The organism is Victivallis lenta (assembly GCF_009695545.1).
GTDB classification, from domain to species: domain Bacteria; phylum Verrucomicrobiota; class Lentisphaeria; order Victivallales; family Victivallaceae; genus Victivallis; species Victivallis lenta.
This window is the reverse complement of record NZ_VUNS01000026.1, coordinates 1-26,465: the sequence shown is the minus strand read 5'-3', so window position 1 is coordinate 26,465 and position 26,465 is coordinate 1. Positions and strand designations below refer to the sequence as shown.

General features: G+C 51.3%; 19 protein-coding genes. 6 read left to right on the top strand and 13 right to left on the bottom strand.

Going from position 1 to position 26,465, the window contains the following annotated elements:
- The first annotated feature begins 127 nt into the window (after nt 1-127).
- Complete coding sequence (locus tag FYJ85_RS18120) at nt 128-1,021, top strand: helix-turn-helix domain-containing protein (protein ID WP_158703822.1); 894 nt, start codon at nt 128-130, stop codon at nt 1,019-1,021.
- A 397-nt stretch (nt 1,022-1,418) separates the two neighbouring features.
- Here the strand turns inward: FYJ85_RS18120 and FYJ85_RS18115 are convergent, their stop codons facing one another.
- The 13 genes from FYJ85_RS18115 to FYJ85_RS23280 form a co-directional block, all read right to left on the bottom strand.
- On the bottom strand, nt 1,419-3,854 hold the full coding sequence (locus tag FYJ85_RS18115) for an AAA family ATPase (RefSeq protein WP_154419996.1): 2,436 nt from the start codon (nt 3,852-3,854) through the stop codon (nt 1,419-1,421).
- Nucleotides 3,854-5,074, bottom strand: coding sequence for a hypothetical protein (locus FYJ85_RS18110; protein WP_154419994.1), 1,221 nt, complete (start codon nt 5,072-5,074; stop codon nt 3,854-3,856). Before FYJ85_RS18110 ends, FYJ85_RS18115 begins: the two co-directional genes overlap by 1 nt.
- 365 nt (nt 5,075-5,439) lie before the next feature.
- Nucleotides 5,440-6,432, bottom strand: coding sequence for an SGNH/GDSL hydrolase family protein (locus FYJ85_RS18105; protein ID WP_154419992.1), 993 nt, complete (start codon nt 6,430-6,432; stop codon nt 5,440-5,442).
- Nucleotides 6,429-7,688: an L-rhamnose isomerase gene (locus FYJ85_RS18100; RefSeq protein ID WP_154419990.1), complete on the bottom strand. Its 1,260-nt coding sequence runs from the start codon at nt 7,686-7,688 to the stop codon at nt 6,429-6,431. The genes FYJ85_RS18105 and FYJ85_RS18100 overlap by 4 nt, the downstream gene beginning before the upstream one ends.
- A gap of 35 nt (nt 7,689-7,723) precedes the next feature.
- The gene (locus FYJ85_RS18095; RefSeq protein WP_206213296.1) at nt 7,724-8,926 is read right to left on the bottom strand and encodes a Gfo/Idh/MocA family protein; all 1,203 of its coding nucleotides are present in this window, start codon (nt 8,924-8,926) and stop codon (nt 7,724-7,726) included.
- Nucleotides 8,923-11,331, bottom strand: a complete 2,409-nt coding sequence (locus FYJ85_RS18090; protein ID WP_206213295.1) for a family 78 glycoside hydrolase catalytic domain — start codon at nt 11,329-11,331, stop codon at nt 8,923-8,925. The genes FYJ85_RS18095 and FYJ85_RS18090 overlap by 4 nt, the downstream gene beginning before the upstream one ends.
- Nucleotides 11,276-13,435: a hypothetical protein gene (locus tag FYJ85_RS23285; RefSeq protein WP_206213294.1), complete on the bottom strand. Its 2,160-nt coding sequence runs from the start codon at nt 13,433-13,435 to the stop codon at nt 11,276-11,278. Before FYJ85_RS23285 ends, FYJ85_RS18090 begins: the two co-directional genes overlap by 56 nt.
- A 145-nt stretch (nt 13,436-13,580) precedes the next feature.
- Nucleotides 13,581-14,339, bottom strand: a complete 759-nt coding sequence (locus FYJ85_RS18085) for a prepilin-type N-terminal cleavage/methylation domain-containing protein (RefSeq protein ID WP_206213293.1) — start codon at nt 14,337-14,339, stop codon at nt 13,581-13,583.
- Nucleotides 14,340-14,474: 135 nt separating this feature from the next.
- Complete coding sequence (locus tag FYJ85_RS24115) at nt 14,475-14,600, bottom strand: hypothetical protein (protein ID WP_268878773.1); 126 nt, start codon at nt 14,598-14,600, stop codon at nt 14,475-14,477.
- Nucleotides 14,601-14,680: 80 nt separating this feature from the next.
- Nucleotides 14,681-16,594 (bottom strand): beta-L-arabinofuranosidase domain-containing protein, encoded by a 1,914-nt coding sequence (locus FYJ85_RS18080; RefSeq protein WP_154419982.1) that lies wholly within the window; start codon nt 16,592-16,594, stop codon nt 14,681-14,683.
- 182 nt (nt 16,595-16,776) lie between these two features.
- Nucleotides 16,777-17,166, bottom strand: a complete 390-nt coding sequence (locus tag FYJ85_RS18075) for a hypothetical protein (protein WP_154419980.1) — start codon at nt 17,164-17,166, stop codon at nt 16,777-16,779.
- 12 nt (nt 17,167-17,178) lie between these two features.
- A complete protein-coding gene (locus tag FYJ85_RS18070) occupies nt 17,179-19,941 on the bottom strand; it encodes an endo-1,3-alpha-glucanase family glycosylhydrolase (RefSeq protein WP_206213292.1) in 2,763 nt (920 codons plus the stop codon).
- A 14-nt stretch (nt 19,942-19,955) separates the two neighbouring features.
- Entirely contained in the window at nt 19,956-21,902 is a 1,947-nt protein-coding gene (locus tag FYJ85_RS23280; RefSeq protein ID WP_206213291.1) for a hypothetical protein, read from the bottom strand.
- Nucleotides 21,903-22,371: 469 nt separating this feature from the next.
- Here FYJ85_RS23280 and FYJ85_RS18065 point away from each other — a divergent pair, with 469 nt between their 5' ends.
- The 5 genes from FYJ85_RS18065 to FYJ85_RS18045 all read left to right on the top strand — a co-directional run.
- Nucleotides 22,372-23,007, top strand: a complete 636-nt coding sequence (locus tag FYJ85_RS18065) for a helix-turn-helix domain-containing protein (RefSeq protein WP_206213290.1) — start codon at nt 22,372-22,374, stop codon at nt 23,005-23,007.
- A gap of 357 nt (nt 23,008-23,364) precedes the next feature.
- Nucleotides 23,365-24,648 carry a beta clamp domain-containing protein gene (locus tag FYJ85_RS18060; protein ID WP_154419974.1) on the top strand — a complete coding sequence of 428 codons (1,284 nt, stop codon included), beginning with the start codon at nt 23,365-23,367 and terminating at the stop codon, nt 24,646-24,648.
- A gap of 83 nt (nt 24,649-24,731) precedes the next feature.
- A complete protein-coding gene (locus tag FYJ85_RS18055) occupies nt 24,732-25,163 on the top strand; it encodes a hypothetical protein (RefSeq protein ID WP_154419972.1) in 432 nt (143 codons plus the stop codon).
- Complete coding sequence (locus FYJ85_RS18050; protein WP_154419970.1) at nt 25,148-25,966, top strand: RecB family exonuclease; 819 nt, start codon at nt 25,148-25,150, stop codon at nt 25,964-25,966. The genes FYJ85_RS18055 and FYJ85_RS18050 overlap by 16 nt, the downstream gene beginning before the upstream one ends.
- 4 nt (nt 25,967-25,970) lie before the next feature.
- Nucleotides 25,971-26,465, top strand: a 495-nt coding sequence (locus tag FYJ85_RS18045; protein ID WP_154419968.1) for a DUF932 domain-containing protein, incomplete at its 3' end; no start/stop codon positions are given.

Here is a 26,465-nt window from a genome sequence, read left to right as displayed (position 1 = left end):
GTTATTTGCTTTTAATTCATACCGGCGTTATTATATATTATACTAGAGTAAAAACAAAAATCTTTACTTTTTCAGCCATACTTTTGGATTTTTCAGACAATTCATGATAAGTAAAAGCCCATCCTGCATGAAAGTTGAGACGCATTGGCACTTCTACGGCCGGTGCGGCGTCTCCATTTCATCGATCCGTTACCCGGGGAACCCGGATTCGGAGCTGATGCACTATCATGATTTTCACGAGCTGGTCATCGTGCGGGAGGGAACGGGACGCCATCTTTATCCGGGCGGCTCATGTCCGCTCGGCAAGGGAAACTTCTTCGTGGTCCGCCCCGGAAGTCCGCACGGTTATGCGGATTGCCGGAATTTTGAACTGGTCAATGTGCTCTTCTTTCCGGAACTGCTGCTGTTCTCCTGGGAAAAAGCGGAGGCGGACCCGGGGATCAGCCGGCTGCTCGACTCCGTCCCCTCCCCAGACGGAAGCTCCGCTCCCGGGGCTCCCCCCTGCCTGAATGCCGGGGCCTTCGACACAATCCGGCCGCTCCTTCTGGCGATGAAGCGGGAACGGCTGGAGAAAAAGAGCGATTTCGAGCTGGCGATGAATGCGAATTTCCTGCAGCTGCTGCTGAATCTCTCCCGTGCCGTTCTCGGTTCGAAACCGGCGCGGCCGGCCGGAGAACCGCGGCTGAACCGGTTGATCGGCTTTCTGAAAACGAACTACCCCGATCCGCGGCTGCAGATCTCCGGGATCGCGGCGGAGAACAATATGACGCTCAAGACCATGGAACGGCTGTTCAGGAAATACACCGGCGTTTCTCCGGCCGCCTACCTCTCCGGGCTACGGCTGGAACACGCCGCGGAGCTGCTGAAAAGCCCGGAGTGCTCCATCACGGAAACCGCATTCCGCTGCGGTTTCTCCAACCTCGCCTACTTCTCCCGGGTGTTCCGGCAGAAATACGGACTTTCCCCGCGCGAATACCGGCACAATTCCAACGCGCTCCCTCCGGCCGCCCCCCGTGCCTGAACCGCGAAACCGGCGCGCCCCGGCAGCCCTCGCAGCAGAAATTGCCGTACCTGCACAAAAACGGCCGCTGTCCTTACGTTAGTCGCACGCAGAGAGACAATAAAGATCGGAAGTTACACAAAGCTTGCACAAAGGTGGTACACCCAAAGTGTAGAGCCAACTACCCGCAGCTTGAGCTCAAAATAAGTTACAACCCATTGGTCTGAAACGAAAAACTATCGTTCTGACCTGATGGTTTTGCAAGGCTTCCAAGATCGTAAAAACGGCACTTTTCGGCACTTTTTCCCTTGTAAACGGCACCCGATGGCACCCTTTAAAAAGAGTGGTACCCCGGCTCCAATCCTGAAATCAAACAACTATAAATACTATATCATCTCAACAAAAAAATGCAATCGGATCAATCAGCATCTTTTACATCACGATATAACGAAGCTGGAGATGTTCCGAGTAGTTTTGCCATTTCCTCTTTTCCAAACTTTTCTACCTTGATGTAGTAGTCTCTTATCCGATTCCGTTCTTCCGTTGCAGAACATCCGGGCGAGTAGAGATGCCATCTGCCCGGTGACTCCGGCTGATATATTTTAAACACCGTTTGTTCCCGTCCCAGCCAGCCTGTTCGGACAGCGTCGAAGCTGACTGTTATCGGTTCCGAAAGAGGTCGGGATTGTTCACCTTCCCGCCTGAGTTTCATCACATATGCAAAAGATTCTTTGATGATATTGTAACCCGACATTTTTTGCGAGTCTGACGCTTTGGCATGGTTTAAAATCAAAGTGGCTAAATTACGCTCATTGAGTATCCGCAAAAGCGCCCGCAAACCGCGATGAGTGTTTACCTCATCACTCAAACTCGTAAATTCATGGTAAGTGTCGATAATGAGTACATCCACCGGATGATTTGATTCTCCTTCATTCTGAGCTTTATCAAGCAAATCCAATAACTTCTGATGATTTTCGGGAAGAGTAAAATTGATTCCTGACAACCCTATTTCAGGCATGTTTTTCCAAAGAAAGTTCTTTGCATCTTTCTCTGTTTCGTTTTTTTCAGTATGCCAATACTTTCGGCACATCCGTTTTAAAAAATCCTGATGTTCATTAGGCTGATTTTCAAAATCAAGATACAGAACTTTATAAGAGTCAAAGTTTCCCTTGCTTGCTCCCCAGCTGTTTTCTATAAACAACCGTCTCTTTTGCCGACTGCTCAAGCAAGCAGCAATGCTGTGAGCTAACGCACTTTTACCGATCCCCTTGCTCGCATACAGCAGAGTTCCTTTACCGCGGACAAGAAAAGGCCAGAGAATGTAGTCCAACCGATTCATATTTGTCACTTCAAGAATATCTGTTGAAGCTTGTGGCGATAAGGCAAGCCGCTCCCGTTCTGTTTTCCACCATGCTTCCGGCGGTATGTCAATCCTCTGCTCTGCCGTTTCTCGAATCGTTTCAAACTCTTCCGACGTCAATATCCGTATATCTTCTTTATAAGGCAGCGGGGGAGCTGCTTTATATGCCGAGATCAACTCTTGAATACTATGCAGAACAGGAAGAGGACGATACCAGACAGGAACGCGAACGAACTGAAGTTCTATTGCTTGAGATTCCTTCAAATAATCTGCCAGCTTACCGGTTTTCAAACAGGCTTCTTCGAATGTTCTGCCTGAATGATTCGTGACAAGCAGATAAGGCAGACGACCTTTTAACGGCTTCCAATCCACCTGATCATAATGTCCATCATCACACATAAAACTGGTGAAAATCAATTTCTCCGGCTCTATCTTTGCTTGATTAAGGGCGGCTATTTCAAGGCTGTCGGTCAATATGACAGGGGCCTCCGGATAAGCAGCCAGCTCCTGCAAATTGAATAAGGATAATTTCTTTTCCCCCGGAACAGCCATACAATATCGTTGAAGAGTATGCTTGACCCGCCAGCGTGTCACAGGCAGGAAATTTTTCCGCTGAAAAGTATCATCATAACATTTCAATACAGTCATAACCGTATAGTTATCTTCATCCTTGAACGGAAAAAGAAACTGTTGCGATTTCTCATACACTTTGGGTTGATATTCTAATAATGGACTTGGCAATCGCTTTGCCGAGAACATGCTTTTTAAGGAATCGTGAACACTTTCAGCTTCACTTTGTCCAGAAATGACAGGCTCGAATGGTATTGTCGAAACACCCTCTTCAAGCTGTGAGAGATGATGAGACAAAGAAATCGGTGATAGCGGCAATGCTTCCTTACGAAAGAAACGGCAGATTTTCCCCGGAGTATTATAGGAAGTTAATGATTCTGCCAACTGGAAAGTCGAATGCTCAGCAAAATGCTTTTTCAACTCCTCTTGAAGTTTACCTGAACAATCATGCAAAATATTTACAGCTCCGGAGTCATTCCAGTAAAAAGAGGGTTTTGCATTGTGTAAATTTAGCGTCAAGAGATTTTCGCATTTACTTCTCTCAAACAATGAATCTTTTATATGCCAGCGTCCACTAATCTGGAAGTAGTCAGTTGTTGTTTCTGTTCTCGTTATGCAGTAACTGGAAAAATTCCAAGAATAACATACATTTACGTAGGTGTATCCGACTGTCGTGGGTGCGGGAAAAGTCGTCGGTGCAGTAACTTGAACCGACAGTGGGGCAGGCAATTTAAGAGTAAGAACATTTTCATTGATGCATACATTGAAAAGCGAAGACAAATCCTCCAGAGAAGCATTATCTATCAGCATGGAAGCACGTGCTTCCATGCTGATAGAATTACGCCAGGCTGTATCCTCCGGAATATTGTCAATCGGCACAAAAAAATTTACAAAGAACTCTTTCAGTCCATTTTGTGTATCCATCAGTAAACCTGCTCAAAGTAATTTACAAAATTTTCCGGAATTTGAACTCCATTGGATTCAGCCAGTAACCGCAATTCCGCAGGAGTGATTTTTTGAATTTGCATATCGCTTAACTGCGTTGCCGGATACATTATCCCGTCCCAGTTATAATCTGTTTCGTTCCGGTTGGCAGATTCAATTTTCATAAAGCGAACCACAGGAACGCCTTGTCTTTTCATGGTAACTGCAAGGTTCAAAGCAAAAGCAAGATCAAATGTATTTTCAGAAATCAAAATATGATTTTGTTTTTTATGCAGCCCTTCACAGGATACATAGGGAATCGAATCAAGTCCACCGAGAATACATCCTGTTGCTACTGAATCATTCGGAAATTTCAAACGCATAATGCCGGGGTTATGATAGAGGATCACATGCCCAGTCGCAGGAGTACAGATTTTATCCATGCCCCAAATGAAAACATTGGCACTTTGTTGAAAATATACCTTGGAAAGTCCTGATAAACCATTTCGGTTTCGATAACTGCACGGCAAGACTAATACATCTTTCCCCACAGGAATCATTTCAAATAAACAACTTATCTTATCCCTGCAATCATAAATATAAAACAGGCGACCATATTCGCTATGTTCAGCCAACAAATAAGGCGAAGCCAGGAAGCCTCCTGCCATAATTTCGGGATAATCCCCTCCCCAACTTCCTGCATATCCATACTCGGATGCAAGTTTTTCAGCCATCAGATATTCTGACTTTTGAAATCCGTATTCGTCATAACTATATTCTGTTATTGTCTTGTCATGAACAAATAAACGCAAAAAATAAAAAGGAGTATGCAGCAAGCGTGGAAGAGTTACTGCCAAATAATTTCCACCTTGATCGACCTGTGATATCATCAGGTTTTCGCTAAAGCTATAGGTAAATGGAAAATGGCAAAGTACTGTTAACGCCTGGGGAACATCGCTGATAGAAACATTATAATTTTCTAAGCAAGTTGGTTCCGATAGTGGATTTGTATTTTGTTGATATAGCTGATTCGAAAGACGCTCGTTCACACGCGACATTTGAATAATTTTTGCCGATTGTTTCCAGTCGCAGTTTAACAAGGTCAACTTCTGTTTTGAAAAATCTTCTGCAACCTTCGCAAAGAGCATCTTCTCTGACGGGCAAATATTTCGCCTGTAATTTGTAATGGGGATAGAAGCTCCTGGCGTCTTCTGTGCCATTGTCATACCTCCTAGATGTTGTGACTTTATTATAAATAATCATGGACCATACTTTTACCAGAAGTCAGCAAACTCTGCATTCCTTTTTTGTTTTCTCATATTTTTCTTCTAGCACGGAGGGATGATTTCCCTTCATGTTCTCCTATCCAGCAACGTACATTCTCATACAGCAAATCTTTCAGCTCACAATATTTCTGGATCGTTAAACCGTCATCCTAATATTCCGACAACTGTTCTCGCCAGTATCACGACCATGCCTTTCCCGTTCCATTACGTTATCTCCTGATTTGAGTTCTAGGAAGCCGAAATGGTGCCACTCCATTCCCAGTGACTCCTGTCGGGAATGGCGGGAAGAGTAGCCGGTTTTAATTCAAAGCAAGGGCATCGGCAATCGTCTCTGCATAAAAACGATGCCCGAAATCATTCGGATGGTTGACGCCGTTGCCTGTCAGATCCCGGAATTTTTTATTGGCAAAATATTTCTCCCAATATCCTCCGATATCGATGAAGGCGATTCCGGCATCTGTCTTTGCCAGCGCGTCAAGTTCCCCCGCAAAAGCCCGTGTCGCGGCGGGCGGCGTGCACTTCCACTCCGCATTGCCCGGCATGGAACCGATCAGCACGAATTCCATAACCGGGTTGTACCTGCGGGCAATCAAAATAAGTTCCATGATCGACGACCGGAATTTTGCAGGAGTCATTCCGGTGAGATCATTCATGCCGTAAGCAACGAACATCAGGTCAGGAAGAAAATCGTTCAGCCATGACTCCAGATGCATGATTCCATGCAGACAGCCGGTCCCTCCCACTGCAAAGTTACGCGTTTCCGCCGCATGCAGGTTTGCGGCAGTCAATTCCGCATAGGATGGCTGGAAGGGAGGAACACCGACAAATTTCGATGCATTTGCACCTTCGGTGATACTGTCGCCGACGAATGCGAGCTTCAGAGCCGGGTTGCTGCGGAAACGGGGTAATTTTCCGGTCAACACCGTCAGGGGCGGAATGGGGGCTTCCGTCCAGTAATCGACCTCAAGCTGATGCCGGGCGAAAAAATCACGACTGTCGAAGCGAATGGCCGCACCATTCGGGCCACCGGAAACCGCGTTCGCTCCTTGCGCGGGATAAAATACGGCTTGATCGGCAGGAGGATACAAATCATCATGCGTCAGATACGGCACCGCCGACCCTGCGGGGCGCGTCAGCCGGAGACTGCCGGGCGTCCACTCGATATCTCTGCCAATCTGAAAATCGATTCCGGCTGCCGAGTTGTACATTCGCCGTATTTTCAATGGCGGGAATGCCAGTGAAGCATCGGCCGAAGCGGCGAACAGCACGGTTTCTCCTTTGATAAAAGTCATTTGCGTATTTCCATTATTTTTTTCTCATAAGCTCTGATCTCGTCCATGAACCCCATGCCGGCAGGCAAGTCATGTCTGTAACAGAAATAATCCCAGACGGCTCCCCAGGGCAGCGATTTGGCATCTTCCTGTGCCGCAAGCCGTCCGGTAAAGTCTCCCTGCTTTTCCAACTGACAGGCGCGGGGAGGTTCCAGAAATGCAATCAGCAGCGCCTTCTGCAGGTCGCGGCAGCCGATGACCCAGGCGGCGATCCGGTTGATGCTGGCATCAAAGTAATCAAGCGCCAGATGAACCTTATCCAGATAACCGTAAACCGCTGCTTCGCGGGCGATGGAGAGCAGTTCGTCGTTGAGCACGGTCACATGATCGCTGTCCCAGTGGACGCCCCGGCTGACATGCAGCAGGATTTCATCCATCATGCAGAAAATGGCGGACAGTTTGTCGGCGATCGATTCCGTCGGATGGAAGTGCCCCGAATCAAAACAAAGCATTTTCTTTTTGCGCATGGCATAAAGCATGCAGAATTCATGCGAACCAACGGTACAGGATTCCGCCCCGATGCCGAAAAGTTTTGACTCAATGGCGTCGCGTACCAGATCACCGGAGATTTTTTCGGCAAAGCATTCATCCAGCGAGGCCAGCAGCCGCCGCCGCGGCGCCAGGCGATCCGAAGGGGTGTCTTTGAAACCATCCGGGGCCCAGAAATTGCAGATGCAGGCAGAACCCAGCTTTTTCGCAAAATCGGCGCCGATTTTCCGGCAGGCCCTGCCGTGGTCGATCCAGAAGCGGCGGATGCCTGCGTCAGGATGCGAAAGCGAAAGCCCGTCTTTCAGATTCGGATGAGAATAAAACGCCGGAGCGAGGTCAAGCCCCGTCAAATTCCGTGCTGCGGCCCAGTCCAGCCACCCGGAAAAATTCTCAAGAGTAAAGCCGTCACGATCAACGCCCGGAAGCATTTTATCCACCTGATGCCCCTGCAAATTGACCCGGTGGCGTCCCGGAATCAGCTTTAAAGCGGCATCAAGGTCGTCACGCAGTTCATCGGCTGTGCGGGCGCGTCCCGGATAACTGCCGGTGACCTGGCAGCCGCCGGTCAGCGCATGACTGGTGTTTTCAAAACCGGTGACATCATCCCCCTGCCAGGCATGAATGGATACCGGCACTTTTTCAAGCCGCGCCACCGCGGCGTCGACATCCACCTGATGCTCCGCGTAAATCTCACGCGCCAATTCATAACATTTCTCAATTCGGGCCATTTTTCAATCCTTTATAGATAAAACGGTTCCATCCATTATTGCAACGCGGCGAAATCATAATTCTCCAGATCATCCGGCAATGCCGGAATATCCAGCATCATGCCGCCGCTGCGGATGGATTCCGCCCCTCTGACACCGGCGGCAACGGCATAACGGGCTCCCTGCGGAGTCGATTCCGGCGGGGTCCCATGACGCAGGAGATCGATGAAGCCCTGAACGATTTTCGGATCGGCGCCGCCGTGGGGCTGATCTTCCGGGGAAGCCATACGGTAAGTCATATCGCCTTCGAGCTGAAAACGGTCCGTGCGTCTTGTCCACACCTGAATGGAACAGTCTTTGCCGTAATCGCCATAGTTTTCCAGCCTGCCGCGCGTACCGATCACCGTATAATTGCGGCAGGTGTCCGGGGTGAAATGGCACTGCAGATAACATGCCTGCACGCCGTTGGCAAGCTGCAGATTGATCATATTGAGATCCTCGTTATTGACCTCGGGGTAATAATCTTTCTGCGCCTCCGGCGGCCAGTGGGAATTGGACCAGACGCCTTGAACCGTCAAAGTGTCAAGCCGCTCGCATCCGGCCGGACGCCGGGGGATGCTGCCGTAAACACTCAGGGAACCGATGCCGTTCACCTTGACGGAGCGGGAATTCGCCAGCCAGTGGATGATATCGATGTCATGTGCGCCTTTCTGCAGCAGCAGCGAACAGGTGTTCCTGCGGTCGGCATGCCAGTCACGGAAATAGGCATCGCCGCCATAGCTCACGAAATGCCGGCACCAGATCGCCTTGACTTCACCGATCATGCCGGACAGAATGATTTCTCGCATCCGATTCGTAAATTCCATGTAGCGCATATTGTGGCCGAGCATCAGATGGGTTCTGTTCTCTTTGGCCGTCCGCAGAATCCGGTCGGCGCCTTCGATGGAGATGGCGATCGGTTTTTCCAGATAAACCGCGGTTTTGCGCCGCAAGGCAAAACATGCCTGTTCCTCGTGGCAGAAATCGGGCGAAGTGATGAATACGCCGTCCAGTTTTTCTTTTTCGATCATCTCCCGATAGTCGGCATAAATATTGACGACGGCCTGCTTTGCCTTCATGCGTTCGGCAAAGCTCCGGCGTTGTTCTTCATAAATATCCGCACCGGCGACGATCTCCACTCCGTTTGCCGCCTGATGGGCGTAATCTCCTAATTCGCCGCGACAGCAGGTCCCAATGATTCCGAATTTCAGTTTTTTCATGATATAAGTCCTCCGTTTATGTTTTCCCATTTGAGTAGATGTGTTCCGGCTTCGAGTATGCGGCCGTCCGGCAGTTCAGCCGAGTGTTCTTCCGGCAGGGTAAGCCGGATTTCTTCCCGGGTCAATCTGACTTGTACGGACGTATTTTCGGAGAGGAGCAATTCCCCTTCCGCCCATTCCAGATCTCCTGGAGCGGGGTGAAATGCAAATTTTTTTCCATTACCTTCGACGCCCGGAGTGAGGCCCAGTATGTTTTCCGGCAGAAACGCCGCCGGAGCGGTTGCAAAGCCATGGCACATGCTTCCGGCGCCGCCGAAAGCATCCTTGCCGAACTGGTGAACGCCCGCTTCAAAGACGGTGGGATAACCGCTGTCAAGAATTTTCCCCCAATAACGGCGGATGACTGCCAACGCTTCACGGATCATGCCATGCCGTGCCATCGCCTGCAGAACAAATGAATATAAATAGAGTTCCGGTTTCAGCAGTGATTCATCGGCCAGAGAAATTTTCAATTTTTCCCGTACTGTAGCATCGCCGATTCCGGCGAGCAATGCCAAAGCCTGCGCGATCAGGCTCGAAAGCTGCTTTTTTTCCGAATGAAACAGCACGTCATCGGTCAGGAAACCTTTTCCAGAAGAATAAAACCTTCCGGCAATCGCCTCTGCCGTGCGTTCACTCTGCACCAGATAGAATTCGGGGTTCCGCTTTAATCGACAACCGCTTTGTTTCGCCAGCGCAACAATCGTCCGCAATGCCAGAACGTAAAGTGAATTGACCATGGATTCCCGGCAATCGTTGAAAGAATAACCATTCAACTCAAAACTCCAGTCGATAAAATTCCAGATTCCCGGCGTAATTCCGATCAATCCTTCATCATCCAGCAGAGTATTGAAGTGCTCCAGCAGACGTTCCGCTTTGGGCAGAAGTTCTCCGACCGTTTCAGGATCGCCGCCGTAACGGTAATAATCCATAAGCATCAACACAAGAAAAAGTTCGGTTGCCGGGAATACGAAATTCTCATGTTTCGGCATCGGGCAAAGACTCGGGACACTCCCGTCGGGGCGCTGCTGGGAAAACGCCAGTCTGAGCGCTCTGGCATGTACCGGTGTTGCGCCGAAAAGAACGAGTGAGGTGCGATTTTCCACAAGCAGGTCATTGATCCAGAACGCCCGTTCCCGCCACGGGCAATCCGTGAAAACATCGGTCGTACATGCACGCAGTGTTTCCACACACTGTTGATAAATGCAGTTCAGCCGTTCATCGCTGCACCGGAAGAAGCATTTCTGCCGGAACGGATAAACTCTGTTTTCCGCCCGGACGTCGACCACTTCAATCGTATCGACGGCATTGCGGAAGATGAACTCTGCAAACTTGAAACCGCGCTCAAAAAGAGTCGTGCCGATCCGGTTGCATCCGGCATCGAGAATATAGCGGTCAGTAAAGCGGTAAAATTCGCCGGGGAATGCCGCCCGCAACCGCCCGTCTTTCCGATACGGGGTTTCACCGTAAACCACGTCGACGACGGTTCCAGCGGGAGCGTTGACTTCCAGTTGTATTCTGCCGTTCAGTACCTTGCCGAAATCCCAGACCAGTGCCGTACTGTTGCCGGAGGGGAGGATTTTTCCGTTAAAATCTTCAGGATTCAGCGCAGTCCATTGTTCATGGTTCAGAAATTCCGCAAGGCGGGAAAGTTCCGGGGCGTCGCCTGCCGGAAGCGCGGCCATGGCGGTGAGTTTTTCCGGACGGCATTCCGTGATTTCCGGTGCCGGTATGTCGCGCGGCGTCAGTGCGCCGAAGGGGAGCGGTTCCGGGAGGGCAGCAGCCGGCAGATATTCCCGTTCGCGGCGTTTACGCAGATCGCACATCTCCATAAAACCGATCTGCATCGTATAAACCGGCACGTCGCGCCGGAATTCCGGGCACAGGGAAACCTGCCAGGTTTCGTCGGTTCTGAATAATCCGGGCGCTTCCGCCAGCAGTGCGGGGAAACGGGTTACGGCAGTAAAATTCTCCCGGACGGGAGAGTGGACGAGGACTTTTATCTCATTGCGTCCGCGCCGCAGAAGTCCGGCGATTTCCCTGGTGTCGAAATATTGCAGCGCGGCGCTTCCCCGGATCGGGCCGAAACCGGCTTCTTTCCCGTTGATCGACAAGCGGTAACAACTGTCCGCCGTAATCCGCAGAAGAATGGATTCCGGGAGCTGGTCGCAGTTGAATTCCCTGTAAAATTCACAAAAGAAGTTTTCCTCGCAGGTCTGCTCTTTCTGCCACCGTTTCGCTACTTCCGGGTGGGTGATCCAGGCTGCGAAAAATGGTAATTTTTCCTTTTCGATGATCAGCGGGGCGGCTTCAGCAATAGAGTGTGAGGCGGGGGGCCGCTCCGCATTCGGCAAAATCGTTTTCATAGGTTCTGATTTCCTTGATATAATCATTATAGTATCCGGCCGGTTCAAGTTCCTCACGAAAGCAGCGTTTCCATTCATTGCCCGCGGTGGAATTGATGTTCAAAACAATCCGGTTGGTTCCCCTCCTGACTTCGACGCGCCAGAGCCACGGCGGCTGGGCGCGCATTCCGGCGCTGACGCCATTGAAGAACAGTTCACCGCCGGAACAGATATCGTCGAATTTCAAAAAGCCGGAAAAGGCCAGGGGGGATTCAAATGAAGCCGCAAGCTCGATCGAACCGGAAAACTCCGGTTCAAGTTCTGTGTACATGCCGCTTGACGGAAGCGGCCGTTTTTCGGTGATTTTCTCATATTTTGTGATGCCGTCTTTGCTGTAACGCAGACGCTCGACCTTTTTCAGTTTCCAGTCAAGACGGATTTTCCGGAACTCGCGCGGTGCCGGTTGTGCCGCCGGCGCGGTGTCCGCAACGGTCAGGATACGCATGTTCCAGGCCGGCAGCGGGAGATGATAGCGGCCGTTTTCAAAACGGAGCGGCGCAAACACCGCCAGCGTTCCGTCCGGCGGCGGCAATTCGCGGTAGTGTTTTCCGGCGGCGGCGAAAGAGAATGTGATATCCTTGTCGCCGGCGTTGAAGACCAGCAGACTCATGCCTTCTTCGCGGAGACAAGGCAGAATCCGGACATCCCGGTAAGCTGTATCCGTCGCAAGATAGCTCAGAGAATGGAAATCCCGCTGCAGAAAGCCGTCTATAACCTGCGTACCGGCCTGCCGCCAGTGTTCCACCGCGGCTTTGATCTCCGGAATTTCCAATTCACCCGGCACGATCAGAACTTCAGGGCGGTTTTCATCCGACTTCAGTTCGTCGACCGAACAGATACGCCAGAAGACCAGAGCATCGTCCAAGTTTTCCTGCATTTGCTCGACCTTTTCCGCAAAAGCCTCCGCTTCCGGCGTCGGTTTCTGATAGTCGCTGCCGCCGAAGCAGTTGGTGACGCCAAGCACCCGGATTACCGGTTCGAGCATGCCCGCGTGATATTGCCCGGCGAACTCCAGATGACGGTTCAGTGCCGCCAGATGACGCCAGATCGGGGTGCGCGGTGAATAATCGGTGGAACAGCTCACCTTGCACAAGCCGCGGTCGCTGTACAGATACGGCATCGTCAATATGCGGTTGATTCCCTTGGTCAGCAGAAGATTGGCCACATACGCCATGGCCGGGGTGCTCATCGCGTAGCCGTAGACGTTGAAACATTCCGCCAGCGCTTCCGGGCGTTTGTTCCGGATAGCGGCACACTGCGCGAAACGGGCGAAATTGCCGCGTCCGCCGTGCGGATATACCATGCGGAAGATCGCATCAACGCCGGGTACATCCATCGCGTCGAGGATTCGCGGAAAATCATAGAAAAATCCGGTACGGAAATAGAGGTCTTCAAAAAGGAAATGCCCTTCGAATTCCAGACCATGTTTTCGGCACCAGGCCGCCAGCCTTCCGGTGTAATTACGGGCGAAAAGCGCCGTACAGCAGTCCACATACTGTTGTCTGGCCCGCCTGGTTTCGGGAGTGTCTGCGGCATCGTCAAAGAGCAGCGGCAGAATGTCCGGGAGCCGAATACCGTAGCATTTGACCAGTTCGGCCTCAAGTCCGGCCGGAATGGCGACGTAAGCTTTGGGCAGATAACACTCCCAGAAAGGCTCATCGGTGAAGATTCCCCTGATCTCCTTTCCGAAAGATTCTCCCAGTTCTTCGTAATACCGTTGATAGGTCATTTCGATGAAACGATCGGTGACGGCGGGATCGGTCAGGTCGGGGACATCGAGCCGGAATTCTTCCAAAGAGCCATCCTGCTTTTTGCGCAAAGCGCATACCCGGGCCCGGGGATATTTCACGACCAGCGTATCGACTACGCCGCCGCTGGGCCAGCCGCCTTCATCATACAGCATCATGGTCAAGCCGAGTTTCCGGCATTCATCCCGCATCACGCGGGCCAATTCAAAGTACCGTTTCCCTAGATAGGCGATTTTCATGCCCTTGTAGAAAAAATACTTGTGATAGTTGTCGGGCATCGGGTGCAGGTAAACGCAACGATAACCGACGTCACGCATATGGGCAAGCTGTTTTCTGATGCCCGCAGGGGAAGGATCAGAATTCCAATACCAGAAGATTCCAGGAGTTAGGGTTGCAATAGACATGATAATACAAAATACCGGGGAAATGGTTCTCTGCCGCCATTTCCCAGGAGTTGGTTGGTCAGGGATTAAGCTGCGGATTGGAGGCTTCCATGAAAGCCTGTAACGAATGGCCTGTCCTGCCCTCCAGACGTATCAGCCAATCATCTATGGAAAGAGGATTGGGTTTCCAGAGAGTAATCCGACAACTTTTGGCACTGCCGTCAGCTCGAGCAGCGTTGATGTGGAATGATGATTCGCCGGAATAATGATTCGGTAAAACAGGATCGTCGGCAAAGAGAGCCAGCTTGAACCGAAGATCTCTGGCGTAGTTCGGATATGCTGACAGCTTGCTGAGTTTTTCCGTACGAACATTAGCCCTACTATCCGGATAGGCTGGATTAAGAGCCCAATATTGCAAGCTCTGAGCGAATGGTGAATAACCAATCCCCTCATTATCAGCCCAAGCGCTCCAAGTGCAGTCGAACGCACGATAAGAAGGTATGCCCATCTTTCTGCTCGCACTTGAATCGGCTGGGCAGAAGCCAACTTTTAGAGAGCCAATATTACTACCGGAAGCATCCCCCCCCAAATACCTGAAGTAGAGGTTCAAAGCACGGTCTCCGGCCCAGGAATTATCACTGGTTAAAAAATAATCATTATGATCATTCGCATAAAATACAGCTGCCCCTCCGAATTGTTTGATATTTCCCAGACAACTGATGCTTTTGGAGGAAGCGCGCGCCTTGTTCAATACCGGCAACAACATTGCCGCTAAAATTGCGATAATTGCGATAACAACAAGCAACTCAATAAGAGTAAAACATTTACGATAAATCATCTTGAATCCTTTCATTCTACGAGTTGTAAAACTGCAAACGATAATAAATTCTGATGTGATGACTTCCTTTCATTTGATTGAATGTTACATGTTTATTTTTTGCTGCATTGATTAAACCTCCCGGCGACGTCGCCGTTACCACCCCCTAATGACCAGTTCATCGAGCAGACCGCAGTAGGAGACGTATCCCAGATGCTCGCGCCCGCCGATGCTGACGCGCCCGTTGCTGTGCGAGCGGAACGCCCCCAGTCTCCCATTCACTGACGCCTCAACTTTTTGAGGATAAATCTTTACTTTGTGAGTTATAAACGGGGAGATTATTTGTACACCTCCTTTCTCTCTTATTTTGCGGCGCGCGGGAAATAGGTGATGCGCAGGTTTGTACAGCCGTAAGGAACGAGTTCGAGCGGCATCGGATCGGTGACTTCCAGTTCCGGTTCGTAGATTTCACTGGTCCGGATCGGGTAGGGCGCGTAGGCATACGGCGCTTTGTATGCCCCTGCAACATGGAGTTTCAGCGGCGGATTCTCCCAGACGTATCCTGTTTTCGGAAGCTCCTCGATCTCGAATTCGAGTTCCCGTTCGGCGAGAGCGACATTCCAGCTGATCTGATCTTTGCGGAGCCCCATGATATCGAACTTTGACACATCGGCATCCTTGAAATCGGCCCAGACATCGTACCAGGCCCACCCTGCCGGAAGCGGTGTGCGGGCACTGCCGTTGCCGATGTTCTCCCAACGTGCCGGGACGGGGAGCGAGAAATTTAGAGCGCCGTAACGAACCGACAGCGGTTCGTTGTGAGCAAGATCCTGAACTCGTTCGACTTCGACTTTCGCCTGAAATTCAACGGTCAGCGTGTCGCCATCGCGCCATGTCCGGTAAAGTTCGGCGGCGGGTTTGCCATTGACGAGAATCCGGATACTCCGGCTCCAGCGCGGACGCTTGGGATAGATCGCAAACGTCTGCGGTTCATCGGTATGCGCGGTATATGTCACCGTGTTGCGGAAAGGGTAGAGCGTTTCCGTTGTCAGTGTCATGCCGTGGTGCCGGATCGAACACGGCGCATAAGCATTGATATGAAGATTGCCCTCGGCGTCGGCAAAAGCGAGATTGGAAACGAATTCCGGCAGTACAACGATCGAATTGACCGCACAGCATGCAACCGGATGAATCGGCGCGTAAGCCCCGTGAATCGGCTGACAGTGCGAGGAGTGGATCGAGGCACAGAGCTGGTTGGGCGTACTGTTATATTCGATGGCGCGTTCATTTTTTTTGCGCGCCCCCTGTGCGGCGTTGAAGGCAATCTCCTCGAGATAATCGCCGTAAACCGTATCTCCGGTTGCCGCCGTCATCGCGCCATAGCTGGCTCCGAGGTAGGCGAAGGAACAATATTCGCTCTCTGCATAGAGCGAGACCGGAGAGAGATATTCATCGTTGCAGACCGGAGCCCCAGTGGTGTGCATCGCAAATTTGCGCAGTTTCGCGATACCGTTGACTGAAGCCCGGAGCAGCCGTGGATCTCCGTTGCCGCAGTAAACCATTGACGGCAGACGCACCTGAAGCGAATATCCGGCGGTATGGTTGGAGTTGTAGCGCAATTTTGAAGCGAGAAATGCATTTGGCGAATTTTGATAAAGATCGTTGTGGTCGAGGAAATCAAAATAATCGACGCAAAAATCAAGCAGACGCTTGTCGCCAGTTTTGTAATAACAGCGCATCATCGGGTCGATGATCGCCTGTCCGGCATAGCGTGTTTTTTTGTCGCCCGCCCAGTGGCGTGTGAACCAGAGCATGCAGTTGTAAACGGCACTGAAAACCTCACTGCGTCCGGTGGCTTCGTAAAAATCGAGCAAACCGCGCATCGCGCCGGAGGTCCCCCAGGCGTTGAAATCCTCCATCCGGTCATCTTCGAGGCGGTAGGCGCCGAGGTATCCTTCCGGTTCGGCATTTTCGAGTACCCGGTCGACCCACGCGGTCACTTTTGCGATCAGTTCGTGATCCTGAAGCGTAAAAGCCAGTTTGATGACACCGAGCCAGTAGTTGCCGGAAATTTCTGCACCCCAGCCCGCTTTGACATCACCCCATTTTTCATCAGTATCTTTCGTGGTGTAAGGCGCAAGCAGCATGATCGGTTCAAGTTCATCGAGATGACCGCCCATTCCTTCGCGATTGCGGAGCAGTTGTTCACGGAGCCACCCTTCTGCCGTGATTGCGCCCAGCGGCAGATGAAATAATTTAGCATGATTTTTCCACATAGATGTCGATTTTCCAATGTTGAATTTTTGTAAAGTTATAAATTATAAACGGTGAACAATTGGCGCTATGCCTCCTTTTTTTCGCCTATCAATGGGTCTACCGTAAATCTAATTCCATCCAAAGGATGTGCATTGGAACATCTGTTGCAATTTCGCAGGTGTTTATCCGGTCATGCAGAATATTACACCAGTTCCAATTCTTCGGAATCAACTCCATGTGTCGGAATAAACCACGGAAAAACTCCCTGTTCCGTCTGTTTACAATGAATCGTATTGCAGTAGACGCATAATGATTGCGGTTTTTCTCCCGGACGAACACCGAGAACGATCTGTCCGCGATATTCGGCAACGCTAAATCCTAGATCGAATGGTATAACTACACTCTTTTCCTCCTCGAAAAAACAAGTAAGATTTTTATGGCCGGTTTCATAAAAATACTCTTCGCTGCAAGTCAGAATATGACGACGAACATGCCGGCTGGTTGCCTCAATGTCTCCTGCTATACCCAAAAATCCTTTTTGTGCTTCCCGCCCCTCTACATAGGGTAATGGAGAGAGTGGAAATTCTTTCATGTTCCAGATTGCTTACCAGCCGTAGAGCACCAGTTCATCCATGAGACCGCGGTAGGGCACATAGTCGATGTGCTTCTTACCGCCAAGGGTGACGCGCCCGTTGCCATGCGAACGGAAGCGGCCCAGTTTTTCCGTGGCTTCCAGTTTGTCATTGATGTAGAGCTGGAACTTTTCGGCATCCGCTCTGGCTTCGACCTTCACCCATTCGCCTGCCTTGAGCTTCGTCTTGCTGGTGAGGTACTCGAACGAAAGCTGGTTCTGCTTGGTGAGATCCTGCAGATAGGCGCGCATGATCTCCACACGGCCATCGGCAAGAATGTTGAGGTGCAGACCGTCATACCAGCCGTCTTTGAAGATCACCGACTGCTTCGTACCGATCATTTCCGGCTTCAGATAAACACTCATCGTGCCGAATCCGGAGAGCGGCCAGACACGCGCCGGGAAGAGGATCGTCCGGTTGCCGTCAAACGAGAGAGCCTTGCCTTTGCCGTCGAAGCCGCCGTCAACGTAGAACTCCGGCTTGATGTTGAGGTCGCGGTCGCCGTAGTGATCGATCTCCACACCATTGACCGCGCCGTCGAAGTGCCAGATGCCGGTGCGCGCAACGAGTCTGGAAACCGGGCGGGTCAACAGCTGATTCTTCTGATAGGGCAGTCTCTGACGCGGCGTTTTAAATTCCGGCTCGTTGCGGAACGCGTAGCCGCTGCCGCCGGAGGTCGATTCCAGCGTATTATTGGTGCCGAGGATCTTGCGTTTTTCGATCCTGTTCTCCTTGGCAAACGGATAAATGGGGTTGCTGAAGTAGACTTTTCCGCTCATCGTTTCAATGCGGACATAGAAGTTATCCGTTTCCTGCGGCGCACGCATGAAAAGTTGGAGCGTCTTTTCACCCTTTTTGATCGCGAGCGGAGGATCGAGCAACCAGGTCATTTCCGGTTCGGCAGTAAAAAGCGCGTCGGCATTGGAAACACGGCGTTTGTTTGCGATTTTAACAGGAGAAAATTCGCTCTTTTCGCCTTTGGCGTTGGTGACGATGATCTTCATATTTTCAGAACCGGCAAAGGTGACGCCGTGCCCGCCGAAGTTGGAGTTGCTAGTCTCGAGTTTTTCCGACGTCCAGCGGAAGAGTACTTCACCCTGCCAGATCGAATTGTTCTGCATACCTTTTTTGATCGCACGTAAAATGCGCCCGTTTTCAACGGTGACGCTGACCGCCTTCGGGCAGCCGGAAAGCGCGGTGACAAGCTGGATCTCGCCATCCTTCAGTTCAGGCGAAAAAGTCGCGATCGGGCGGTCATTGCGGAAAAGCAGAATGTTCGCGATCTCTTCGGGCGCGTCAAAATCGACCTTTGCTTCGAGGATCGAGTCCTTCTGACTGACCGTCAGTGTATTCGGGAACTCTTCAAGCATCTGTGACAGAGGCACGTTGACCGTCACCGCGTTTTGCAACCACGGCGTGACCAGATAAACCGCCGGGGTGCGGACGGTACGGGTATAGCCTTCGGTCGCCACAGTGAATTCCGGCACCAGCGTCGGGGTAAAGGCGAGTTCCGCCGTGGGCACGACCCACTCCAGGGTACCAAACTGATTCGGTGCAAGTTTTTTCGCAGGCAGGTTGCAGACCGCTCTGCCATTCATGTCGTAGAGTTTGCCGGTGACCGTCAGCGGTGTTTTGACCTTGGAAGGCAGATTGAGCAGTTCGAGACGGAGCACTTCGCCCGGCAGAACTTCGCGCAGATATGCTGCGGTCAGATCGGGCGTGTCGGAAAATTCCGGCTTATTTTTGATCCACGTATTGTAGTTTTTCAGCGTATGCGCGACACCGAAGGTGAAAACGCGCGGCAGTGTCGCTGTTTCCACGAGGTCGTTCCACGTGGTGACGTGAAGCCACTGCGATTTGTGCTTCATCGCGTCTATGAACATGCGGTGGAGCATATCGGTTCCTCGAAACGGATTATAGAAGTCGTTGAATCCCCACAGCCACGCACCGTAGTATCCGGGATGCAGACAGCCCATGAAAAGTTTACCGTTTTCTTTACAGAACTTTACAAGTTTCTTGTTGTTCACTTCGGGTGTTTCATCGCAATGTCCCGGAGCATCAAATAGATAAACGCAGTCGAAGGTTTCTTTGGCACGTTCGAGACGGTCAATATTCAGCTTCTCATTCGGCAGCGGGGCAAAGTTGGCGATAATATAAAGATCGAACCCCGCCTTTTTCATCTCGGCGCGGAGTTCTTTCCACTCTCCGATCGTCCAGCCGTTGGGTTGTTGATTTTCCCATTGCAGAAACTGGTAGGTGCAAACAACATATTTCCCATTGAATTTCGGATAATTCGGATGGCCGCCGTTCTCTTTCAAGAGACGCTTCAGTTCGCCGACCCAATACTCCTTGCTGATCTTGGTATCCATGCAGAGCGCGACCTCGAACGGCGTACCCTCGGCGGCTTTGAGGTAAAATTTCAGCGTATGGCTCCAGTGCGCCGGACCTTTATTCGGGTCACCGCCGAAGTCGACAAAAAATCCTTCAATGCCGCAATTCAATGCCACTTTGATCTCATCGCGAAGTCCGTCTTCCCACTTGTTTCCGGTCTCCAACGCACGCTGCAGGGGGAAGTTGTAGAAGACCTGCGTGTATACCGAGTAATCCGACGGGTTGAACCACGGCGTATTATGCGCCCAGATCATGTGTCGATCAGAAACTTCGCCAGCTGGACTACTGAATGGTAGCAACGCGATGAACACTGTCATCATCAAAAACGTTTTTTTCAGGCTCAAATTCATATACCCTCCTAGTTGGTTGCTTTTTGCTGAATCAATAAAATCTGCCACGGCGCGAGCGCCGGAACTGCAATGACGATCTCGTCGGCACTCTGCCGGACGACCGGAGCGCTGGAACTTCCTGCCGCTGTGACCAATTCGTATTCTTTCGCCGCCGGACGACGCAACCGCAGTTCCGCGGGGGGGATTGCGCCAATGCTCAAATTGAGCAACATTGCCGCAATGCATCGTTTTTCGCAATCAACCCGACTCTGGACGTTGACTGCATATCCCGGCGCATCGAGCCGCACACTCATTTTACCCGGAATGAGCGTGTCGAGTACATCAAGGATCGCCATGCGGCGAAACCCTGTCCAGTTTTCAAACTGCTGGATGAGGACAATGTTGCCGCCGAACTCCGTCGGAATGATGACGCTTCCAGCAGCCTCCATCATCATCGAAACTGTACTGAACGGTCTGACATCATTGCTCAGAATCTCGATCGGGGTAGTCATACCCATTGCGGAATTTTTTTCATAGAATTCACACGATACACCGACTGCGGCGGGAACATCGGGATGCAACCGAACTTTCTTTGTCGCCTGCAATTCAGGGAAACATTCACATAAACGGCTGAATGCCGTAATATCCATCAGAATCGTAGAGGCGAAGAGCTTTCCAAGTTCGTCCGCAGCAAGCGTGCGGACGCAGTGTTCGTTCAAAATATAGAATTCCGGAACAGCTTCAGACTGGGTGATTGGCACGGCATTTTCCATCAAATGAAGTTCATCGCGCTCCTCAGGCGGAGTCCACGAGCAACTGTGCCACTCCGGCTGACCAACCGCATCTTTGCCGCGGTAAAACGCGCCGCCCGCAAGATCGCTCCGGTTGCCGATATCGCGGATCTTTTCGAGAAACGGGCGGTATTTTGCGACCGTTTCGAAATAGTAACGGTAGTTTTCATCGGTTTCGCGGTTGTTCACGTCATGATAGTAGAGTGCAAGCGAATCCGCTCCGGCAAAGAGTGCCATCGCCGCCTCGGTCATCATCGCTTCGGGCGTTTTGAGCATCGCAATATGCGGATAATTCTCCAGCTCGTAACAGATTTGCGAAACGAAACCGTATTTGCGGCAACGCGCCGCTTCACGCGCGGTCTCCTGCATTTTGGAGAGTAGTTCACGCGGATTACTTTCGCTGTAAAAGAGGGCGCCGGGACGGATCCCTACTTTCGCGCGCCCGTTGTCGGAGAGCGCATAAAGCAGCTGATATGGCGTTTCCATATCATAAAGACGACTTGAAAAGGTCGACTGAATTCCAAGATGACACTCCGGCATGGTTTTGTCGCACCCTTTGCGGAATGCTGTCGCAAGATGGGCAATGTTTCGAGCATTGAATTGTTGCCATGTACGGCGCAGTTTGAGTTCCGGCTTGTCGCTAAAAAGCCGTATCGCGAGCGTTTCACGAGTAAACGAGCCTGAAATCTCTTTATTGAAAAGTGCTATACAGCGGTTGCAGAAACAGCCGACCGGCTTGAAAGTTCCTACGCGCAGATCATCATCCGGCCAGTAGGACTCCGGTTGAAGTTCAGTAAGGTAAATCGCGGTTTGTTCTGTAAGGTAGTCGAAGACTTTTGGCGAAGTCGGGCAGAGCATACCATAAAGAAATGTTCCTTCTTGATCGACCAGTGTGTCGTTATCGATGAAAATTCCTTTTCTGATGGCTATCGGTCCGGCAACACCGTGACCGATCGTTACGCCCTGCTGAAGCGAAAAAGCAATTCCTCGGCGGCGACATTCTTCCCGAAGCGGCAGAAGTTCATCGCACTGACGGCGAATTTCCTCTACGCCGTCAAATGCGCCACAACCAAACCAAATTTCGTCAATTGAGTTGGGATAACGATCATGAAATTCAAACAGTTTGCGTGCAAGCTCTAACGAATGATTCAGCGACGGCATGTGACGTAGAATCAAAAAAGACATTATTTTATTACCTTTACAAACGCTAGTTGAACTAAACTTTAACTCTGGGCAAGTTACCTCACCGCAAGTTGCGGGAGGATTACACTCTCAATAGAATAAATTTATATTCTTCACTGTTTATATTATACACAATTATAAAAGCTCCTCCAATGGCTTGATGATAAAAAAGATGTCTAATTGTAACATAACATTTCGCAATATGAAGATTTTGGTATTATGGAAGTCTTGAAAAATTCTACCAGTACATTATATTCTTATAACAAAACTAAAATAAATTGGTAGACATGAGATGAGTTTGTTAGCGCCAGATGACATCAGGACATTAACTTGTCCGTTTGAAATTCAGTTTTGCGGCTGGATGACCAACATTTATCCTTGGATGCAATTTAAGCTGCATACTCCCTTCTGGCGCCTTTTCTATAATATGGAGGAAGGGGGAATTATCGAAAGCGCAGACGGCTGTTTGCGGATGCAGAAAAAACGCTTTTACCTGATTCCGGCTTATTATGAGTTTTCAACGCATGCGGAAAAACCGTTCAAACAGTTTTTCATTCATTTCAACTTCATTGATTCTGCGAAAGTCACCGGTACGCAGATTTACGAGATCGCCGAAGATTCGATCATGGTGGAGCATATCAAGGAGTTTATTCAGCTGTATGAACAGCATGAAAAGCGAATCCGCTGCGAAATGATTGCGCATACGGTGTTGGGGCATGTACTGTTGCGCTGCCCGGAGGAGATGGAGATCAAGGAACTGCCCATCAACCGCCGGATTCATGCCGCGTTGAAATACATTTCAGAGCATTTGAATGAAAAGCTGGACAACAATATGCTGGCGAATCATTGCGGCCTGGCGCGCAATGCGTTTGTCCGGCTCTTTTCCACGACGATGGAAGAGAGTCCGCAGGCATTCGTTCGTCGCCGGAAAATCGAATGTGCCTGTTATCTTCTGCATTTCAGCAATCTTTCCATCAAGGAGATTGCGAAGGAGCTCGGTTTTGCCGATCAGTACTGTTTTTCCAAGACATTCGCCAAACTTCAGCACAACTCACCAAGTCGCTTCCGCAAATCACATATGTCGTTCAAAAGCGATTATAGCTGCTGAGGCTCCAAGTCTATAACTATTCTCCTAAATCCGTGAAATTGATCACTAATCCAAAAAGAAAAACAAAAGTAGTCAATGAGTTCCTGCTTATTATTCTGAAACTGGGAAATGCCATCGGGTGCTCAATCGCCTGTCGGCAATCTTTGCTAAACCCCCATTTTCACCCAAACTACGCAGTCAATATTCTCCTTCAACATAGCACATATACGGGAATGAACAGCTTCAGTTTCATGTATTTCAACGGATTTTCACTTATATATTACCTTCGTGCAATCAGGACAATCCTGTTCGTTACTGGCTCCGGCGGTCGTGAAACTGCCGGGGCCGGTTGTGTTTTAACATCATGGAGGTATGAAAATGAAGATCAGAAAGAGTGTGTTACTGGATGTATTGAAGGTGCTCGGCAAGGTGGTGTCGCAGACTTCGCCGGTGGAGGTACAGCGGTCGGTGCGGTTCCTCGGTGTCGGGGAACAGGTCTGGCTGACTGCAACTGACGGCGTGGAATCCGTCACGGTCGAAGTGGCTAGCGATGCCGGGGAGATGGAGGAGTTCACGGTCGAGTATAAGGCGTTGCGTGAGCTGATCCGTTCCACGCGCGGTGGCGAGGTCGAAGTGACTGGCAAGCAGCTTGAATGGCCGGAAATGGAGGTCGTTCCGGATGACGCAGTGACGGTCGAGTTGCCACCGGATTTCGGCAAACTGCTGGCATTGGCGGCCCCGGTGGTGGATCTGCGTGAAGCGCGGCTTGCGTTGCGGGGGATCAACCTTTCCCGTGACGGTGTGACCGCAACGAACGGTAAAGAACTGCTCAACCTGCCGTGTCCGTTGAAAATCCCGGAAGATATGACGTTGCCGTTTCCGCTGGCATTGCTGACCGCTCGACCGGAGGGAGCAGGAACGCTGCACATCTGGCGCTGCCGGAACGAGCGGCTGTTCCGCATCGTAATCGGCGGTTTCCAGTGGCAGGGCAACGCGTTGCCGGACAACTTCCCCGATTGGAAGCAGGTGATTCCAGCCGACAAGACGTTGGATTATCAGATCGAGATTCATGAACCGGAGCGGCTCATCACGTTTTTGAAAACAGTTCCCGACTGCCCGCCGTTTCACGCGATCGAGCTGAACGTGTTTTCGGGTGGCGTCACTGTGATTCCGAACAACTTCCCGGATATAGAACTGCGGTTGGAGGCTACGGTGATCGGCGCCCAGCCCCGTGCTGTGCTGGCGCTCAACAAGTATATCCTGCTGCGGATGCTTCAGCAGGGCTACACGAAGCTCCGGGCACATTCGGACGGCAGGATACCGGTCATTGCCGAGGGCGGCAGCGGCCGGTATCTCGCGATGCCGATTCACATATTACCCAAACATCAACCCGAAAAGGAGGAAACGAAAATGGAAAACGTCGAAAACAAAGTGGTGTCTGCCCCGGTGCAGACGGTCGCCCCGAACCATGAACCCGAAACCAATCCGCTGGATGAACTCTGCAATACCATCGATACGTTCCGGAATAAACTCAAACTTGCTCTGGATGAATCAACCCTGCTGGTGCGCAAAGTCAAGGAAGTTCAGCTTGCGCAAAAGCAGAAAGAGCGGGATTTCATTCAGGCGAAACGCGCCATCGAGCGGATCAGGATGGCGATTTAGCCAAATAAAAACACAAATACAAACGGACGGATAGCCGGGAGCTGCGAGGCTCCCGGCTATCCGTCTTTTATGGAGGAATGATTATGTTGAAACTCAATGCGTCATATTCAAAGAAGGTTCCGGCCGGAGAGGAATATTCCAGCCAGAGCTATCATGCGTCAGTCGAAGTGGAACTGCCGGACGGGTTGTCCGGCGAGGCTCTTCAGGCCCGGATTCACGAAACGTTCGATCTGGTACGGAATTCCGTCGAAGCCGAATTACACGGAAAAAGTCCCGCGAATTACGGGAGAAAATGGTCGGAAAAGCCCAGTAAAAACGGGCCTCAAGGTAACCGGTCAGGGGGCCGTCAGAATGACGCTCCGGCGAGTCCGAAACAGCTCTCATATCTGCTTGACCTCGCCCGGCAGCGCGGCATCACTCCGCAGCAGATCGCGGCCCGGTTTCAGGTGCCGGACATCCAGCATCTGACCCGGCAGCAGTGTTCGGATCAGATCGACGAATGGAGGGCGGCGTAATGGCGACCATCGGCGAACTGCGGCAGGAACCGCACTGGTCGTATTCGGCGCTGAATACGTACCTCAACATCTGTCAGGCGCAATTCATGTACCGCTACGTGGATCAGGCCGAAGTCGAACGGACTTCGGTCTGCTTCCCGTTCGGCAAGGCGTTTCATTCGGCGTTGACCGCTCAGGCGTGGGAGTGCATGATGGGCGGCTCGCTGACCCGCGATGAAATCGTTGACCGGTTTGAAGAGGCGTTCAAAATCGAAGCCGAAGCGACGCCGAACCTGATCTACAAGGAGGGCGAGAACTTCGACACGGTGATCGATCTTGCAACGAAAATGCTGGATGCGGCGCTGGCGAATTGGTCGGATTACTACACTGTCAAGGGCGTTGCGCAGGCGTTCAGGATTGACGTTCCCGGTTTGGACAAGCCCCTGATCGGTGAGTTTGACCTCATTGTTCAGGACGGACGGGACGCCTGTATCGTAGATTGGAAAACCTCGATGAGCCGCTGGCCTGCCGGGAAAGCCGACCGCGATCTTCAGGCGACCTTGTTCAGCTACGCCTACGAAAAACAGAACGGTACGGTTCCGCTCTTTCGGTTCGATGTCATCACCAAGACGAAGAATCCGGGTTGTGAATCGCACTATACCAGTCGCGGATTTCACGATTTCCGGCGCTTCGAGGTGCTGGCGAACCGAGCGCAGTATGCGATCAACAAAGGCGTGTTCCTGCCCAATGAAACATCATTCGCCTGTAACGAGTGTCCGTATCGGGACCGTTGCAGACAGTGGCATTTAAAGAAATGGAGGTGAAATCATGGGACTGATGATGAGTGAAGGGAAGTTCGTCGGGCGCGATGAAATCGCAATGGTTCCGACGCCGACCGCTACCGCGAGCTGGAAGCCGGTGCCGCACAGTGAGGTGATCGACGCAGTAACCGACGTGGTCAAGGCGCACGACTGGCAGATTCTCGACGAACAATACGGTCTGGCCCGCGACGGCCAGCGGATGTTCGGGGTGATCCGAATCAACCGGAGTTCAAGCACAGAATGGAGTCGTTGCATCGGAATCCGCAACAGCCACGACCGGACGATTGCCGTCGGCCTGGCTGCTGGGCTTAATGTTCGAGTCTGCGCGAACCTCATGTTCGGCGGTAGTATGGTTCTGAAGCGGCGGCATACCTCCCGGATCGAACTGAACGGTCTGGTTCTGGAAGCCGTGAACGCTCTGGAACTGGAGTTTCTGACATTGGAAAATGTAGCAGAGGAGTTGAAGATCGATGAACTCAATGATGATGAAGTTCGTGCTTCG